This window comes from Rathayibacter iranicus NCPPB 2253 = VKM Ac-1602 (assembly GCF_003149025.1).
Classification (GTDB): domain Bacteria; phylum Actinomycetota; class Actinomycetes; order Actinomycetales; family Microbacteriaceae; genus Rathayibacter; species Rathayibacter iranicus.
In genome coordinates this window covers 277368-294369 of the sequence record NZ_QGDV01000002.1, presented here as the reverse complement: position 1 = coordinate 294369, position 17002 = coordinate 277368, and the positions used below count along the sequence as shown (strand labels likewise).

The following is a 17002-nucleotide window of genomic DNA, read 5'->3' as shown; positions in this document are numbered from 1 at the left end:
TTCGGGGCGACACGCCGTGCCCCGTCGCGAGGTGCTGTGGAGGACCGTCCGCTGTCGGAGGGGTCGGCTAGATTCGATCCACGTGAGCAGTCCCACGAGCTTCGGTCATCAGGTCGGCACCTCCGCCGCCGAGCATCTGTCCCCGTCGTTCCCGGGGCGGGCCCCGTGGGGTACCGCCCACAAGCTCCGGGCGTGGCAGGCCGAGGCGCTCGAGGCCTACTTCCAGAACGAGCCGCGCGACTTCCTCGCCGCAGCGACCCCCGGGGCGGGCAAGACCACCTTCGCTCTGCGCCTGGCCGCGGAACTGCTGCACAACCGTACGGTTGACCGCATCACGGTCGTTGCCCCGACAGAGCACCTTAAGCGCCAGTGGGCAGAGGCCGCGCATCGTGTCGGGATCCGCCTCGACCCCACGTTTACGAACCGCATGGGCCGGCATGCCCGGCACTACCACGGTGTCGCCGTCACCTATGCGCAGGTGGCGGTTCGCGCTGAGCTGCACCGCGAACTCACCCTCTCGGGTCGCACCCTCGTAATCCTCGACGAGGTGCACCACGCGGGCGACGCCCTCAGCTGGGGGGAAGCGGTCCGCGAGGCGTTCGAGCCCGCCGTGCGTCGGCTCTCGCTCACCGGGACGCCGTTCCGCTCGGACACGGCACCCATCCCGTTCGTCAGCTACCTGCCCGACGACGAGGGCATCCGCACCTCTTTGACCGACTACGCGTACGGCTACGGCCGTGCGCTCGCCGACGGCGTCGTGCGCCCCGTGCTCTTCATGGTGTACGCCGGCCAGATGCGCTGGAAATCGAAGGCCGGCGATGAAATGGAGGCGCGGCTCGGCGAGGGCAACACGAAGGACATCACCTCGCAGGCGTGGCGAACCGCGCTTGACCCGAAGGGCGAGTGGATCCCCTCGGTGCTGCGTGCCGCCAACACGCGGCTGACGGAGGTACGGCGCGCCGTTCCCGACGCGGGTGGCCTCGTCATCGCGACGGACCACTACTCCGCCCGGGCTTATGCCGCGATGCTCCGCGAGATCAGCGGCGAATCGGTCACCGTCGTCCTGTCGGACGAAAAGGAGGCGAGCGACCGCATCGACGAGTTCGCGAAGGAGACCGGGCGCTGGATGGTCGCGGTGCGAATGGTGTCGGAAGGTGTCGATGTGCCGCGGCTGGCGGTCGGGGTCTATGCCACGTCGGCCTCGACTCCGCTGTTTTTCGCGCAGGCAATCGGCCGCTTCGTGCGCGCCCGGCGGCGCGGCGAGACCGCCTCGGTGTTCCTCCCGAACGTGCCCGGCCTGCTCGCATTGGCCGGGTCGATGGAGGTGCAGCGCGACCACGCGCTCGATCGCCGCTCGTCGGAGGATGAGGAATACCCCGAGGCCGACCTGATGGCTGACGCCGAGCGTAGCGAGAAGGCCTCGTCCAACCTGCTCGAGGAAGGACAATTCGAATCGCTCGGCTCTGCTGCGACCTTCGACCGCGTCGTCTACGAGGGCGCCGAGTTCGGGATGGAGGTCGAGGTCGAGAGCGAGGAGGAGCTCGACTTCATCGGTCTGCCGGGCCTGCTCGAGCCCGACCAAGTGCGCGAACTTCTGCAGAACCGGCAGCAACGTCAGGCGAAGCGGGCCGGTGCTCGCACGGGTGCGGCGGCCCCAGCGGAGACGGCGAGCGAGATCCCGGCGCCGCTCTACCGCACCCTCAAAGAGCAGCGGAGCCTGTTGAACTCGCTGGTCGGGCTGTGGGCCCGCGGCACCGGAGAGTCGCACGGTCAGGTTCACACCGAGCTGCGACGGCTCTGCGGCGGTCCGGCGGTCGCGCAGGCCAGCGTCACGCAGCTGCAGGCTCGGATCGACCTCGTGCGTCGCAGGCTCGGCTCTCACTAACGTCGGTGTAGCCGATGCACCGGGCGCGGCGCCAGCCCTCCCAGGGGGCGTCAGCCCGCCCGTACTGTTCGATCGTGGCCTCCTGGAACGTCTTCTTCGCTCTTGCGCGTGCAGGATGTGCCGGACCGCTGCTCTGGCCTGCGGTCGAGACCGCCGGAGGAGGAACGTGCGATGAACGCTGACCAGCAGGAGAACGCACGACAGTCGCTCGCTACAGTGGGCAGTCGGTCCGATGCGGAAGTGCCGGACCACCACCCCCGACGTCGGGCGTCCGCAGACCGCACATCGGCCTCTCCTGGATTGCCCGAGCATGATCCCCTGAGGAGTCTCGTGGAGACCTGGCCCGGAACCGCCTACCCGCTTGGCGCGACGTTCGATGGAAGCGGCACGAACTTCGCCCTGTTCAGCGAGATCGCTGAGCGCGTCGAACTCTGCCTGTTCGACGACGACGGCGTCGAAACGCGGGTCGAGGTTCTCGAATCGGATGCGTACGTCTGGCACTGCTACCTCCCGCAGGTGCAGCCCGGCCAGCGCTACGGCTTTCGGATCCACGGTCCGTACGACCCCGCGGCGGGCCACCGCTGCAACCCCAACAAGCTGCTGCTGGACCCTTACGCAAAGGCTGTGGCGGGCGAGATCGATTGGGACCAGTCTCTCTTCTCGTACACCTTTGGCGACCCGGACTCCCGGAATGACGAGGACTCCGCTGCTCACATGATGATGGGCGTCGTCATTAATCCATTCTTCGATTGGGCGGGAGACCGCCGACCGCGCACGTCGTACGACAGCACGGTGATTTATGAAGCTCACGTGAAGGGGCTGACCCGGAGCCATCCCGAGGTCCCGGAGGATCTGCGAGGCACATACGCGGGCGTCGCCCATCCCGCGGTTATCGATCATCTCAAGCACCTCGGCGTGACAGCGATCGAACTCATGCCGGTGCACCAGTTCGTGAATGACTCGACGCTGATGGAAAAGGGCCTGTCGAACTACTGGGGCTATAACACCATCGGCTTCTTCGCTCCGCAGAACACCTACGCCTCGACGGCCGGCCAGGGCCAGCAGGTACAGGAGTTCAAGAGCATGGTGAAGGCCCTTCACGCCGCTGGGATCGAGGTCATTCTCGACGTGGTCTACAACCACACGGCCGAGGGCAACCACCTCGGTCCGACCCTGTCCTTCCGCGGCATCGATAACGAGGCCTATTACCGCCTGGTCGACGATGACAGGCGCTACTACATGGACTACACGGGCACGGGCAACACCTTGAACGTCCGCCACCCGCATTCGCTCCAGCTGATCATGGACTCGCTGCGGTACTGGGTGACGGAAATGCGTGTCGATGGCTTCCGCTTCGATCTCGCCTCGGCGCTCGCACGGGAGTTCTACGACGTCGACCGGCTGTCGACCTTCTTCGAGCTGGTGCAGCAGGATCCGGTGGTCTCGCAGGTGAAGCTGATCGCCGAGCCGTGGGATGTCGGTCCCGGCGGCTATCAAGTCGGCAACTTTCCGCCGCAGTGGACAGAGTGGAACGGAAAGTACCGCGACACGGTGCGCGACTTCTGGCGTGGCGAGCCGTCGACTCTTGGCGAATTCGCCTCCCGGCTGACCGGCTCGGCCGACCTCTACGCCCGTTCGGGCCGCTATCCCGTCGCGTCCATCAATTTCGTCACGGCCCACGACGGCTTCACGTTGCGCGACCTGGTCTCGTATAACGAGAAGCACAACGACGCGAACGGCGAGAACGGCAACGACGGTGAGTCGCACAATCGGTCGTGGAACCACGGCGCCGAGGGGCCAACGGATGACCCGCACGTGCTCGCATTGCGGGCGCGGCAGCAGCGGAATTTCCTCGCGACGATGCTGATCTCGCAGGGCGTGCCGATGATCCTGCACGGCGATGAGCTGGGCCGTACGCAGGACGGTAACAACAACACCTACGCTCAGGACAGTGAGTTGACCTGGATCGATTGGACTCATGCTGACCGCCCTCTGCTTGAGTTCACGGCGGCGCTTATTCGCCTCCGTGCCGAGCACCCGACCTTCCGTCGGATGCGTTTCTTCGACGGCCGTCCCGTTCTGCGGGGGACCGGCGAGCCGCTGCCGGACATCGTGTGGTTCACACCGGCCGGAACCGAGATGACGCCGTCCGACTGGGATTCTGGTCTTGGCCGCTCGGTGGGGATGTACTTGAACGGAAACGGGATCCGTGAGCGCGACGAGCGCGGCCGTCCGGTGACCGACGACAGCTTCTTGCTCTATTTCAACGCTGATGATGTAGACGTGGAGTTCGCGATTCCGAGCGACGAATATGCGCTTCAGTGGAGCGTTCTTGTTGATACGGCCGGTGCGGAGGCGGATTCGATCCCGCGCCCGGCCGGGGCGATGCTCACCGTCCAGGCGAAGTCGCTGGTCATTTTGCAGGAGCACAGCGCCCCCGAACCTGAGGTCGACCACTCGGTGGCCGCCTCGCTCGCCTCGCTCGCGGCGACCTCGGCAATCCCGATCGTGACCTCGACCGGCCATACCAGCCCCCACGCCGAGTCCACCGACTCCGCGACCGCCGCTTCGACAGGAGTCTGACGTGCGTCTGCCCGCCTCCACTTACCGCCTGCAGATCCGGTCCGGGTTCGGTCTTGATGAGGCGGCGCGCGTCGCCGACTACGTGCGGGCCCTCGGCGCCGATTGGCTGTACTTGTCGCCGCTGTTGCGGGCGGAGCCGGGCTCGGACCACGGTTACGACGTGGTTGACCACTCCCAGGTCGATCCTGAGCGCGGTGGAGCGGTGGGCCTTGCACACGCCTCCCGGACGGCGCGGGCCGAGGGCCTGGGAGTGCTGATCGACATCGTGCCGAACCACATGGGTGTCGCAACGCCGAGTGAGAACTCGTGGTGGTGGGATCTGCTGAAAAATGGGCGCGCCTCGCGCTACGCCTCTGCGTTTGACGTCGATTGGGAGGCGGGTGGAGGCAGGCTGCGCGTCCCGATCCTCGGCGACGGGGCGAGCGACGGTGACAGTGACAGCGAACTCGATGCGCTCACGATCGTGGGTGACGAGCTGCATTACTACACGAACCGCCTGCCGATCGCGCCGGGGACGGCTGGACCGGGAGACTCGGGACGCGCCGTGCACGCACGGCAGAGCTACGAACTCGTCAACTGGCGCCGTGCCGACGCCGAGCTGAACTACCGCCGTTTCTTCGCAGTGAACACCCTTGCCGCACTCACGGTCGAGCGCCCCGAGGTGTTCGATGCATCGCATCGTGAGATCGTCCGCTGGTTTACCGAGGGGCTCGCAGACGGCCTCCGGGTCGACCACCCGGATGGTCTGGCTGACCCGGGCGGCTATCTCGACGATCTTGCCCGCGCCATTGGTGGCGCACCGGTCTGGGTCGAGAAGATCCTTGAGGGCGACGAGGAACTCCCGCCGCACTGGGCGACGGTGGGCACCACGGGTTACGACGCCCTCGCCGACATCGATCGCATTCTGGTCGATCCCGATGCGCGGCCCGTGTTTGAGGGACTCGACGCAGAGATGAGCGGCGGAGGCTCGCCCGTCGCGTGGGCCGACCTGATTCACGGCACCAAGCGCGGCATCGCCGATGGCATCCTCCGCTCCGAGGTACTTCGACTCGCCCGTTTGCTGCCCGGCATCAGTGGTGCCGACGACGCTGTGGCCGAGCTTTTGGCCACCTACCCCGTGTACCGCAGCTACCTGCCCTATGGCGCGGAGCATCTTGAGCACGCCAGGATCGACGCAATTCACCGACGTCCCGAGATTGCGGCGACCCTCGACGAGGTAGCCGCTGCGCTGAGCGAGACTGGCACTCCTGTGTCGATGCGCTTCCAGCAAACGTCCGGCATGGTCATGGCAAAGGGCGTTGAGGATACGGCGTTTTACCGTTTCAGCCGTCTCACGTCGTTGAACGAAGTCGGAGCCGACCCGGACGAGTTCGCGATCGATCTCGTCGAGTTCCATCGCCGTCAGGGCGTGCGGCAAGCGTCGTTCCCGGCGTCTCTCACGACGCTCTCGACCCACGACACCAAGCGTGGCGAAGACACCCGGGCCCGGATCACTGCTTTGGCCGAGGACCCGGGGGCCTGGGCGACGACACTGCGCGAGTTGCACGGCCTTGTGGGTTTTGGCGACGGTGCCATCGAGCACCTGCTCTGGGAAGCTGTCGTCGGCACATGGCCCGCGAGTCGCGAGCGTCTGCATGCTTACGCCGAGAAGGCGTCGCGCGAGGCCGACGACTCGACGCACTGGACGGCTCCGGACGAGGCGTTCGAGGAGCGGATGCACGCGGCGATCGATGCCGCCTTCGACCATCCTGCCGTGCGCCGACTGGTGGAAGAGACCGTCTCGCGCGTCTCTGCTGCTGGTTGGTCGAACGGGCTCGCGGCGAAGCTCGTGCAGATCACGGCACCCGGCATTCCTGACGTGTACCAGGGCAGCGAGCTCTGGGAGACGTCCCTCGTGGATCCGGACAATCGCCGCGAGGTCGATTTTGGCCGACGTCGCACGCTGCTCGAGCGGATCGACGGAGGCTGGAAGCCGGCAATTGACGCCGAGGGTGCAGCAAAGCTGCTCGTCACCTCCCGAGCCCTGCGCTTGCGCCGCGACCGCCCAGAGCTGTTCACCCGCTACGCGGGAGTGCCGGCGATCGGTCCCGCGGCCGAGCACGCGGTCGCGTTCGATCGCGGTGGAGCGCTCACCGTAGCGACTCGTCTGCCCACGGGGCTCGCCGCACGCGGGGGCTGGGACGAGACTGTTATCGTGCTCCCCGGTCACCCTGTCGAGGACGTCCTTACCGGTCGCACCTTTGCGGGTGGAGTGACGCCGGTGGCCGAGCTGCTCGCCGACTACCCGGTGGCGCTGCTCGCGCCGATCGTCTGACCGACCGACTCGCCTTTCCGTCGCCCATCCTGACCCCTTCTGGAGATCGCCGTGACCCGCACGACTTCCTACCGCTACGCCCTTCCTTGGTCTGGAGCGGCTCGCTTTGATGTCTGGGCTCCCGACGCCTCGACCGTCGAACTCGTGCTGGGCGCCGACTCTTCCGTCGCGATGACCCGTTTCGGGGACGAGGGTTGGTGGCGTGCTCCGTCGTCGGCGCCCGAGTCGGGCGACGTCGACTACGGCTACCGGATCGACGGGAGAGGACCGTTCCCCGATCCACGGTCGCGACGTCAGCCGAAGGGCGTGCACGAACTCTCGCGCACGTTCGATCCTGCGGCCCATGAGTGGGAGGACCAGTCGTGGACGGGCCGGGAGCTGGCGGGTGCGGTGATCTACGAGCTCCACGTCGGCACGTTCACCCCGGAGGGCACCCTCGACGCCGCGGCCGGCAAGTTCGAGCACCTGCGGTCGATCGGGGTCGACTTCGTTGAGATCCTTCCGGTGAACGCTGTCAATGGCACGCACAACTGGGGCTACGACGGCGTCCTCTGGTATGCGGTGCACGAGCCGTACGGAGGACCGGAGGCGTATCAGCGGTTCGTCGACGCCGCTCATCGTGCGGGTCTCGGTGTGGTGCAGGACGTCGTTTACAACCATCTCGGGCCGAGCGGCAACTACTTGCCCGAGTTCGGTCCCTACCTGAAGAACGAGAAGGCCAATACCTGGGGCAGCTCGATCAACCTGGACGGTGAGGGCTCGGACGTCGTCCGCGGCTACATCATCGACAACGCGCTGATGTGGTTGCGCGACTATCACGTCGACGCCCTGCGCCTCGACGCGGTGCACGCCCTCTCGGATGAGCGCGCTGTGCACGTGCTGGAGGAAATGGCCTCGGAGGTGGCCGTGCTCTCGGCGCATGTCGGGCGCCCCCTCACGCTGATCGCGGAGTCGGACCTCAACAATCCGACGCTCATCACGCCGCGCGAGGCGGGTGGTTACGGGCTCGACGCCCAGTGGAGCGATGACTTCCACCACGCGATTCATGTTGCGTTGACCGGCGAGACGACGGGCTACTACGAAGATTTCGCACCCCTCGGTGCTCTCAGGAAGGTGTTGACGAAGGGCTTCTTTCACGACGGGACCCTCTCGACATTCCGCGGCCGTCATCACGGCCGTCCTGTCGACATCGAGCGGATGCCCACCTGGCGTCTCGTCGTCTGCAGCCAGAACCATGACCAGATTGGCAATCGTGCGATTGGCGACCGACTGACAGCGACCCTTGACGAAGGTCGTCTCGCGATCGCGGCTGCTCTCACCTTGCTCGGCCCGTTCACCCCGATGCTTTTCATGGGTGAGGAATGGGCTGCGTCGACGCCGTGGCAGTTTTTCACCTCGCACCCAGAGAAGGACCTCGGCGAGGCCACCGCGAAGGGCCGCATCGAGGAATTCGCCAAGATGGGGTGGGACCCGGAGGTCGTGCCTGATCCGCAGGATCCCGAGACCTTTGCGCGCTCTCGGCTCAACTGGTCTGAGGTGCAGGAGGGGCGCCACGCGCGCATTCTGGCTGTGTATCGCGAGCTGGCGGCGCTGCGTCGTCGTTTCCCGGAACTCACCGATCCGCGGTTCGGCTCGGTGCATGTCGAACTCGACGAGCAGGCACACTGGCTGACTCTCAGTCGTGGACGTGTCACTATCGCGATCAACGTCGGTGACTCGGCTGCTCGGGTTCCGCTGCCGGAGGTGGCGGAGTCGCTTCTCGGCGTGGGCGAGTACGCGGTCGAGCCCGGCGCCCTCGAGGTCGCCCTCGGAGCCTCCTCGCTGCTGGTGACCCTGGGCGCCCCCGCCTGAGTGCTCATATCGTGACCGCGGCGTACTCCGTCGCGGTGATGACGCGGACGCCCTCGTTGTGCACGAGGAGCAGGGCTCGCAGCGGAATCGCGCGTCGGTGGCAGGCTGCGGCGAGGTGCCGAGCAAGGATTCGGTCGTTCTCGCTGAGGAATGCCCGCCCCGGTCGCTCCAACGCGAAGACGAGTGATCCCACCTCCTGATGGGCGACGGCCTTCGCGAGTGTCGCGACGATCCGTTCGGTCTTCTCCGCGTCGGGATGCACGGGAACTCCGTCGACCGGGTAGAGGATCGGCAATTGCACTCCGGCTCGATCGAGGAAGATCGGCCAAAGCGCTCGGCGGTAGGCCGGGCCGATCAGTGACGAGACGCGTTCGCGCAGCTCGCGGTCGTGGAGGAGTGGTGCGTCGAGGTGCGGGGACGGGTCGGCGTGGTTGACGGTCATCATGGTGTCGCTTTCTCGTGGCAGCGGCTGGGGCCGTTGGTGGATCATCGGAAGTTGCGGGACGTGGTGCGGGCGCCGACCGCCAGGGTCTCGAACCGGTCGGCGAGGAGATTCGTTACCCCCTCGTCGGAGCGCTCGAGGATCCCCCTGACGAGCAGGGCGGGTGCCTCGCGAGCTACGCGGCGGTAGCGGTTCCATACTCCGACGGAACAGATCACGTTGAGGATCCCGTGCTCGTCTTCGAGGTTAAGAAAGGTCACTCCGCCGGCTGTGGAGGGACGTTGACGATGGATGACGACTCCGCCGACCTCGATCCGCGTGCCCGAGGGGGTTTTGGGGAGGTCGGCCGTCGAGCGGGCTCCGCGGTGCTTGAGGTTCTTGCGGAGATGCCGCAGCGGATGGTCGTCGGGTGAGATTCCGGTGGCCCAGAAGTCGAAGACGACGCGCTCCTGCGGGGAGAGCATCGGCAGCAAGGGAGGCTGCACGACGACCGTCGAGCTAGCGAGGAATTCTTCGCGGTCTCCTGCCGCAGTCCCCGCCTCCCACAGCGCCTGTCGACGTTCAAGCCCCAGGGAGTCGAACGCGCCCGCGGCACCGAGCGCCTCTAGCTGGGTCGCGTTCGTGCCCACCCGCCTCGAGAGGTCGGCCATGCTCGCGTAGGGGCCACCGCGCTCGCGTTCGGTCACGATGCGCTCGGCCAGAGCGGTGCCAATGCCCTTCACGCCTGCCAACCCAAGCCGGATCACGAAGCCGCTGTCGCGGCGGTGGTCGTCCGTGTGGAAGTGCTCCAAGCGGTCGAAGAGACCCGTCGGGGGCTGATCGGCCGAAAGGCACTCATCCTTCCCAGAGGGCGCGCCTGCCCGGCGCGGTGCGGGTGCGCCCTCCTGTGCTTCAAGGCTTGGATGCGCCAGCGAGCGGTTGACGTCGGGGGAGGCGACGTCGACCCCGTGTCGCCGGGCGTCCGCGACCAGGGTGTGTGGTGCGTAGAAGCCCATCGGCTGGGCCCGCAGCAGTGCCGCGGTGAAGGCGGCGGGGTAGTGCAGGCGGAGCCATGCGCTCGCGTAAACCAGCAGAGCGAAGCTGATCGCGTGGCTCTCGGCGAAGCCGAAGTTGGCGAAGGCCTGGATCTTGAGGTAGATGTCGTCAGCAACCTCGCCGGTGATCCCGTTGCGCTCCATCCCCTGGTAGAGCCGTTCACGGAGAGTCTCGATCTTCTCGGTGCCGCGCTTGGACCCCATCGCGCGGCGGAGCAGATCGGCGTCCTCCGCGTTGCAGTCACCGACCGCCACGGCGACCTGCATGAGCTGCTCCTGGAAGAGAGGCACCCCCAGGGTGCGTTTGAGCGGGGTCACGAGCAGAGGGTGCTGGTAGACGACCGGCTCCTCGCCGAGTTTTCGGCGGATGTACGGATGGACTGCTCCGCCCTGGATGGGCCCGGGACGAATCAGGGCGACTTCGATCACGAGGTCGTAGAAGCGTCGCGGCTGCAGCCGAGGCAGGGTCCCCATCTGGGCACGGCTCTCGACCTGAAACACGCCGATGGAGTCGGCGCGGCAGAGCTGGTCGTAGACGCCCTTCTCCTCGCGCGGGATGGTCGAGAGGTCCCACTTCTCGCCGATGTGCTCGGTGACGAGGTCGAAGGTGTATTGCAGCGCGGCGAGCATCCCGAGCCCGAGCAGGTCGAACTTGACCAGGCCCATCCAGGCGCAGTCGTCCTTGTCCCACTGCAAAACGGTCCGGTTCTCCATCCGCGCGGGCTCGATGGGGCAGACTTCGCCCACGGGACGGTCGGTCAGCACCATGCCCCCGGAGTGGATGCCGAGGTGCCGTGGCGTGCCGAGCACCCGGGTGGTCAGCGCCACGACGTCCTCGGGGATGTCGTGGTCGGTGCTCTCGGTGATCGAGCCCCAGCGCTCGACCTGCTGTGACCAGCCGTCCTGCTGTCCGGCACTGTAGCCGAGGGCCTTGGCCATGTCGCGAACGGCGAACTTGGGCCGATAGGTGATCACATTGGCTACCTGAGCTGCGTTGAGCCGCCCGTACTTGCGGTAAACGTATTGGATCACCTCCTCGCGCCGCTCGGAGTCGAAGTCGACATCGATGTCGGGCTCCTCATTTCGAATGCTGGAGAGGAATCGCTCAAACGGCAGGTCGTAGAAGATCGAGTCGACCGCGGTGATCCCGAGGACGTAGCACACCGCGGAGTTCGCGGCGGAACCGCGCCCCTGGCAGAGAATCCCCTTGCGCTTGGCGTAGTGCACGATGTCGTGCACGATCAGGAAGTAGCCGGGGAAGTCCTTCTCCTCGATGACCGCGAGTTCCTTGTCGAGCCGAGCGAAGACGTCGGAATTGGCGTGCGGGTATTTTGCGGGTACGGCTTCGCGGACGAGTTCGCGCAGCCAGCTCATCGAGGTGTGCCCGTCCGGCACCTCCTGCCGAGGGAGGCGGGGACGGACGCGGCCTAGTTCGAAGGCGATCTCGTCGGCGACACGCACGGTGTTCTCGACCGAGCCCGGGTAGCGGGCAAAGCGCTCGGCCATCTCGGCACCTGAGCGCAGGTGCGCGCCGCCGGCTGCGGGCAGCCAGCCGTTCATCTCGTCGAGACTCCGCCGCGCTCTGACCGCCGCGAGTGCCGTCTGGAGGGGGCGTTCCTCGGGACGGGCGTAGTGCACGTTACCGGTCGCGACGACGCACAGCCGGAGGCGCTCGGCGATGCCGGCCAGCAGATCGTTGTGTCGTGAGGCAAGCGGATCGCCGTGGTCGTAGAGCTCGACGAGCACGTTGGCCGGTCCGAAGAGCCGGACGAGTTCGCGGACCTCGCGTTGGGCGGCGGCTTCACCCGAGGCGGCCAGCGCCTGCCGTACCGATCCCTTGCGACAGCCGGTGAGCACGATCCAGTGCCCGTCGGCCGCGCGAGCGAGCTCGTCCAGGTCGTAGCTCGGCTTGCCCTTTTCGGCGCCGGCGAGCTGAGCGGAGGTGATGGCGCGGGCGAGGCGGTGGTAGCCCTCCTCGCGGCGAGCGAGAACCAGCAGATGCGAGCCTTGCGGGTCTGCGACGCCGTTCTGGGGCGCGCTAAGCCCGAGCGAGAGTTCGGCGCCGAACGCGGTGCGCACTCCCTGGCCCTGGGCGGCCTCGGCCATCCTGACGATGCCGTAGAGCCCGTCGTGGTCGGTGAGGGCGAGGGTGTCGATTCCGAGCCGGATTGCCTCTTCGACCAACTGCTCGGGCCTGCTAGCTCCGTCGAGGAAGCTGAAGTGGGAGTGGGCGTGCAGTTCGGCGTAGGGCACCTTGTGCGCGGGAGGGCGCACGTCATCGCCCGGCAAGTAGGCCGGTCGTTTGTGTGACCATGCGGGGCTGTCACCGCCGTCACCGCGGACGATCGTGCCGTCGGTGCGTCGGCCGCTGGAGAGGCGGCGTTCGAATTCCGACCAGGGGATCGGCGGGTTGTTCCAGCCCATCGGGGCTCCTTCGGTGCTCGTGAGTGAAGGATTCACTCGTTCATGCAGGGCAAGAGGGGATGCGGGGCGGAAGATGCTGCCCAGTTTCAGTCGTAGCGGGCTTCGGCGGCCCATTCGCCGTCGAGGCAGACCAGCAGCCAGGCGATGCCTGAGGAGTCGACGACCTGGAAGCGGTCGTAGCGGACGGCCGTGCGCGGATCCCACCACCGCTCGTCGATCGGCCAGGGTCCTGCCCATCCCGCCACCGGCTCGAGCCGGGCCTGTGAGGTGCCGGATGCGAAGTAGGCGGGCACGGAGGTAAGGGCGCCACGCTCGTCGACCGAGACCGGCTCGCCTCGCGGCCCTCGCACCAGCACGGCGGCGGGTTCGGCGAAGACGGTCGGAGGTAGCGGCGGCGGCAGGGACCCGGGCCACGGCAGATTACGGGGCCGGGCGTCGCCGGGCTCGCGGTCGCCCCAGGGGATCAGATGTTGACGGTCGCGTAGCGCCCGTCCGCCGCCGATCGACGCGGTCGTGACGGCCTCGTGCCCGAGCATGCTCTGTACACGGCTCAGCCCGTGATGCACTCGCTCCTCGGGAGCGGTCCCCCAGAGGCCCTGCTCGTGATGCCCGATTGCGTCGACGGTTTCCGGCTCGACGCGGAGGCGGGCGAGAGGAGCGCCGAGTCCGGTGTCGACCGCTCCGCTGCCCTGAAGCTGCCAGCGGACGCGGTCGAGCACATCGCCCGGGGTAAACCAGCGCGGGTGCAGCCAGCTTCGCGACGAGACCTCTCCTCGCTCGCTGACCACCTCGATGCGGATCGCGGTCGCGACCAGCTGCGCCCGGGTGAGCCCGGCGACGAACTCCTCGGCGGGGACACGAAAGGCGAACGCCGCCTGGTCGATGCGATCTAGCGGAGGCTCGAATTCCATCGCGCGGTCGAGGCGTTCGGGTGGTAGCCGTGGCACCACCGTCGCCGTTTCAGCGCCCGCCGCGAGGAGGTGCGCGCGGGCGCCGTCCGACCCGAACCGGATGGCGACATCTTCGCGGGGGAGGGCGGCGAAGGCTCCGAGCGTGCGCACGCCGAGCTTGCGCAAGAGGGCCACGAGGTCGTCTCCGCGCGTCGGCACCCGGGCTGGGGCCGCGATGGCCTCGGTTTCGAGCGCGTCGAGAGGAAGCGGAGCGAGGAACTTAGCCGCCGCTCCTGCGGGCACGATCGCGACGGCCCGGCCGGAGTGCTTAGCGGCGAGTTCGGCCGCGAAGAGCCCATCGGCGATCCCAACCCGCGCTCCGGGGAGACCCAGGTCGGCGAGCTTTTGCAGGATCGCCTCGGCGGCGGCTTCCTCGCCGCCGTAATACCGCTGAGGCCCCCTGGCGCGAATGGCGCAGAGACCGGGGCGGATCAGCTGCACCCCCGGCGTGATCTCCTCGAGCGCCTGCATCAGCGGCTCGAACGCCCGGTGATCGAGCACCGAATCGTACGGCAGCACGGCGAGACCGGTACAGCGGGACTGAGCTTCGCGGATCCGCATCCCCCGGCGCACTCCCTCGACTCGGGCGGCGGGGGAGGAGGCGAAGACGAGACTCCTCTCGCTGAGGGCCAGGGGTTGCTCGGCGCCCATCCCCGCATCGGCGGCAGCGGCGAGGAGGGGCCAGTCGGGGCACCAGACGAGAATCGTCCGACGCAGCTCGGGTGCGCTCGCCATCTCACACCGCCCGCTCGTGCAATCGGGCGTGCTCACGCAGAGTGCCGAAGGCCTGCTCAGTGCCCGGCATGTTCATCCGCACTGTGCGGACTCGTGTGCCGGCGCGACCGACGACATCGACCATCGCCTCGCGTGAGCGGAGGTAGCCGTGACCGGCTCCGAGCCCCTCCCAGCGGCTGCTGCGGATACTCAGTCGAGCTTCGGCCTGCGGCCACTCTCCGAGGACCACGAGTGCCGCTCCCCGCTGCCGCAGCCGCGCCCCCAGCCGGGAGATATCAGCGGAAGAAACGGAGGCGGGCGGGCGGGTGAGCACGACGGTCAGGACGTCGACCAATGCGGCCGTGACGGTGAGCCAGTGCTTGGCGGGCTCGGGCACCAGCACTAGCCGCTCGAGGTCGATGCCCATGCTTTCCGCCGCTTCGGCTCCGAATTCAGGAACCCCGACGACACCGCACCACGAGCCCTCAGACGAGGGGCCGGCGAGCAGCCCCATCGCGAGGCTCATCGAGCCCTCGACCGAGTAGGCAGCGCCCTGCTTGAGCGAGCCACCGGGGAGTACCGAGGCGAACGCAGGCAGAGTGGCGAGGCTCTTCGTCTCGAGGGTGGTCGCCTGCATGTCGCGGATCCGCGATTGCAGCTCCTTCACCGACGCGAGCTGTTGCAGAAGGGGATCCGCGGCCTCGGCCGTCTCCGCAGAGAGAAGGGGGGAAGGGGGGCTCATCTGCCCATGTTCGAACATGTGTTCGAGTATGTCAATCGCCACCGACATCGTCGGCGGGCCGGGTAAACCGGTGGAAGAACGAGTGATGAGCGACCTGTGGAGGAGTCTCTGCGAAGCGCGGAGGCGACGGCCGAGACCCGTTCCGGCAGTCTGGCAGCCGCCTCCGACATACCCGCTGCCCCGCGTCACAGCGCCAAGCCGTCTCCGCCCGCGCCTCTACCATGAGAGCCATGCCCGACGCCCTGTCCGACTCTGCCGCCCGTGACGTTCTTGGCGCTCCGCTCGCCCCGCGCAGGCGAACTCTTGTGGTCAAAATGGGCTCTAGCTCGGTGACGAAGCAGTCCGGCCCTGACCCCGTGCTCCTCGCGAGCGCGCTGGAGAGCGCCTTCGCCGCCCGCGCATTGGGCTGGGACGTCGTGCTCGTCTCCTCCGGTGCCGTCTCCTCCGGTCATGCCCTCTTCGCTCGCACCCAGCAGGAGCCGATCAGCCCGCGCCTGGCTGCGGCCGTCGGCCAGACGGTCCTCATGGGCTTTTACCGCTCCGTTGCCGAACTCTCAGGCGCACTGGTCGCGCAGATCCTGATCGGTGAGTCTGATCTCGCCTCGCCCCGGCAGATGTCACATGTGGCGGAGGCAATCCGGAACGCTTTGGACGCCGGCGTCGTTCCGGTGGTCAACGGCAACGACACGATCGACTCCGCCGGCTCGGACAATGACGCCGTCGCAGGCGGTCTCGCGATGCTCCTCGGCGCTGATCTGCTTTTGCTACTCACCGACGTGCCGGGCGTTTTCGCGGGCAGCATCGCCGAGGGAGTGCACCTGGAGGAGCTTGAAATCAGGGAGCTGCGCCGGATCGGTGTGCAGAAGGGCGGTACGGGCCGCGGTGGAATCCGCTCGAAACTGCGAGCTGCCGAACTCGCCGCGCACAACGGCGTCTCGACCAGGATCGCCGGAGCGCGGACTCCCGAGGTCGTCCTCAGCGCTTTGAGCGGTCCGGGCCCCGGCACCCTCGTTCGCGCCGTGCACGCGCATCCGCCTGTGGAGCAACGCTGGATCTCAGGGGTCGCGACCAGCCGCGGCCGGGTCGAGATCAATCTTGAGGCTGAGCGGAGCATCGCCGCCGGTTCGAGCCTGTTCGCCTCCGGTATCAAGCGCGTCTCGGGCGATTTTGGCGGAGGAGACGTGGTCGAAGTGCGTGCGCTCGGCGGCGAACTCCTCGCCCGTGGCATCTCGCGCGTCTCCTCCCGCCTGCTGACTCTGGTCAGGGCACTGAGGGTCAACGAGATTGCTCGCGTCTTCGTGGCGGTGCTCGGTCACGCGGCCGCCCTCCCCGCCGCTTCCGCTCACGAGGCGGAGGAACGCCCGCAATTGACCCGCGCACTCGAGTACGCCCGCGCGCTGTCGTCGGAGCACGCCCGCGCCGTCGCGATGGAGATCGTCTCGCTCTTCCCCGCCGAGAGTATCTCCGCGCTGCTGGGTCAGGGTGCGGGAGAGGATGAGCTGGTCGAGCGATACACCCGTCTCGTGCGCACTCTCGCCATCGTCGAGAACGCGGACCTTGTGGTCTTCCGCCCCTGATGTCGCGATCTCCCGCCACGACGTCACCGTCTTCCGCGCGATCTCGCTGACATCCACTCCGGTCCGAGACTTCTGCCAGTGAGGTGGCGCGCCACTTTGTGACGAGTTTCGCGCCGCCGCGTCATGATCGACGCGCTCAGAAGTCTCTCTTGTGAAGGCGCCACTTATGGGTGCCCCAACGGAATGGAAGATGATGAGCGTTCCCACTTTCACCGCTGACCGCCCCTCCGAGAACCACAGCTCGGTCGAGAGCTTCGAGTCCGAACGGCTCGCCCGTCGGCTCGCGCTGCTCGAGGCATCGATTGCTCAGGGGGAGCGCTTGCTCCGCGGCGGACTCGATCCGGTAACCGGTGCGCCGATTCCGGGCGCCTGCGGCGCGCACCGTGCCCAGATCGTCAGTAATCTCGCGACAGAGCGTGCTCTAGTTGAGCGCATCCGCTGCATAATCACCGCTCGGGTCTGATGCGGATCGGTGCGGCACGATGG

At 67.5% G+C, this 17002-nt stretch carries 10 protein-coding genes; 6 read left to right on the top strand and 4 right to left on the bottom strand.

Features of this window, described 5'->3' with window-relative positions; genetic code table 11:
* The first annotated feature begins 82 nt into the window (after positions 1-82).
* From B0H03_RS03860 to treZ, 4 genes are all read left to right on the top strand, one after another.
* Positions 83-1885: a DEAD/DEAH box helicase gene (locus B0H03_RS03860; protein WP_104264840.1), complete on the top strand. Its 1803-nt coding sequence runs from the start codon at positions 83-85 to the stop codon at positions 1883-1885.
* Positions 1886-2215: 330 nt separating this feature from the next.
* Positions 2216-4468: a glycogen debranching protein GlgX gene (glgX, locus tag B0H03_RS03855; protein ID WP_104264839.1), complete on the top strand. Its 2253-nt coding sequence runs from the start codon at positions 2216-2218 to the stop codon at positions 4466-4468.
* A gap of 1 nt (position 4469) precedes the next feature.
* Entirely contained in the window at positions 4470-6782 is a 2313-nt protein-coding gene (gene treY / locus B0H03_RS03850; protein ID WP_104264838.1) for a malto-oligosyltrehalose synthase, read from the top strand.
* Positions 6783-6833: 51 nt separating this feature from the next.
* A complete protein-coding gene (treZ, locus tag B0H03_RS03845; protein ID WP_104264837.1) occupies positions 6834-8633 on the top strand; it encodes a malto-oligosyltrehalose trehalohydrolase in 1800 nt (599 codons plus the stop codon).
* A gap of 4 nt (positions 8634-8637) precedes the next feature.
* On the opposite strand, the gene B0H03_RS03840 is transcribed toward treZ, so the two are convergent.
* The 4 genes from B0H03_RS03840 to B0H03_RS03825 form a co-directional block, all read right to left on the bottom strand.
* Positions 8638-9078 carry a hypothetical protein gene (locus B0H03_RS03840; protein WP_104264836.1) on the bottom strand — a complete coding sequence of 147 codons (441 nt, stop codon included), beginning with the start codon at positions 9076-9078 and terminating at the stop codon, positions 8638-8640.
* A gap of 41 nt (positions 9079-9119) precedes the next feature.
* Entirely contained in the window at positions 9120-12533 is a 3414-nt protein-coding gene (locus B0H03_RS03835) for an error-prone DNA polymerase (RefSeq protein ID WP_104264835.1), read from the bottom strand.
* 86 nt (positions 12534-12619) lie between these two features.
* Positions 12620-14218, bottom strand: a complete 1599-nt coding sequence (locus B0H03_RS03830) for a DNA polymerase Y family protein (protein WP_104264834.1) — start codon at positions 14216-14218, stop codon at positions 12620-12622.
* A 1-nt stretch (position 14219) separates the two neighbouring features.
* Positions 14220-14939, bottom strand: a complete 720-nt coding sequence (locus tag B0H03_RS03825) for a hypothetical protein (RefSeq protein WP_127843903.1) — start codon at positions 14937-14939, stop codon at positions 14220-14222.
* 230 nt (positions 14940-15169) lie between these two features.
* Between B0H03_RS03825 and proB the strand changes: the two genes are divergently transcribed.
* A complete protein-coding gene (gene proB, locus B0H03_RS03820; RefSeq protein WP_160487317.1) occupies positions 15170-16516 on the top strand; it encodes a glutamate 5-kinase in 1347 nt (448 codons plus the stop codon).
* Between the two features lie 193 nt (positions 16517-16709).
* Complete coding sequence (locus B0H03_RS03815; protein WP_127843904.1) at positions 16710-16979, top strand: hypothetical protein; 270 nt, start codon at positions 16710-16712, stop codon at positions 16977-16979.
* Positions 16980-17002: the final 23 nt, after the last annotated feature.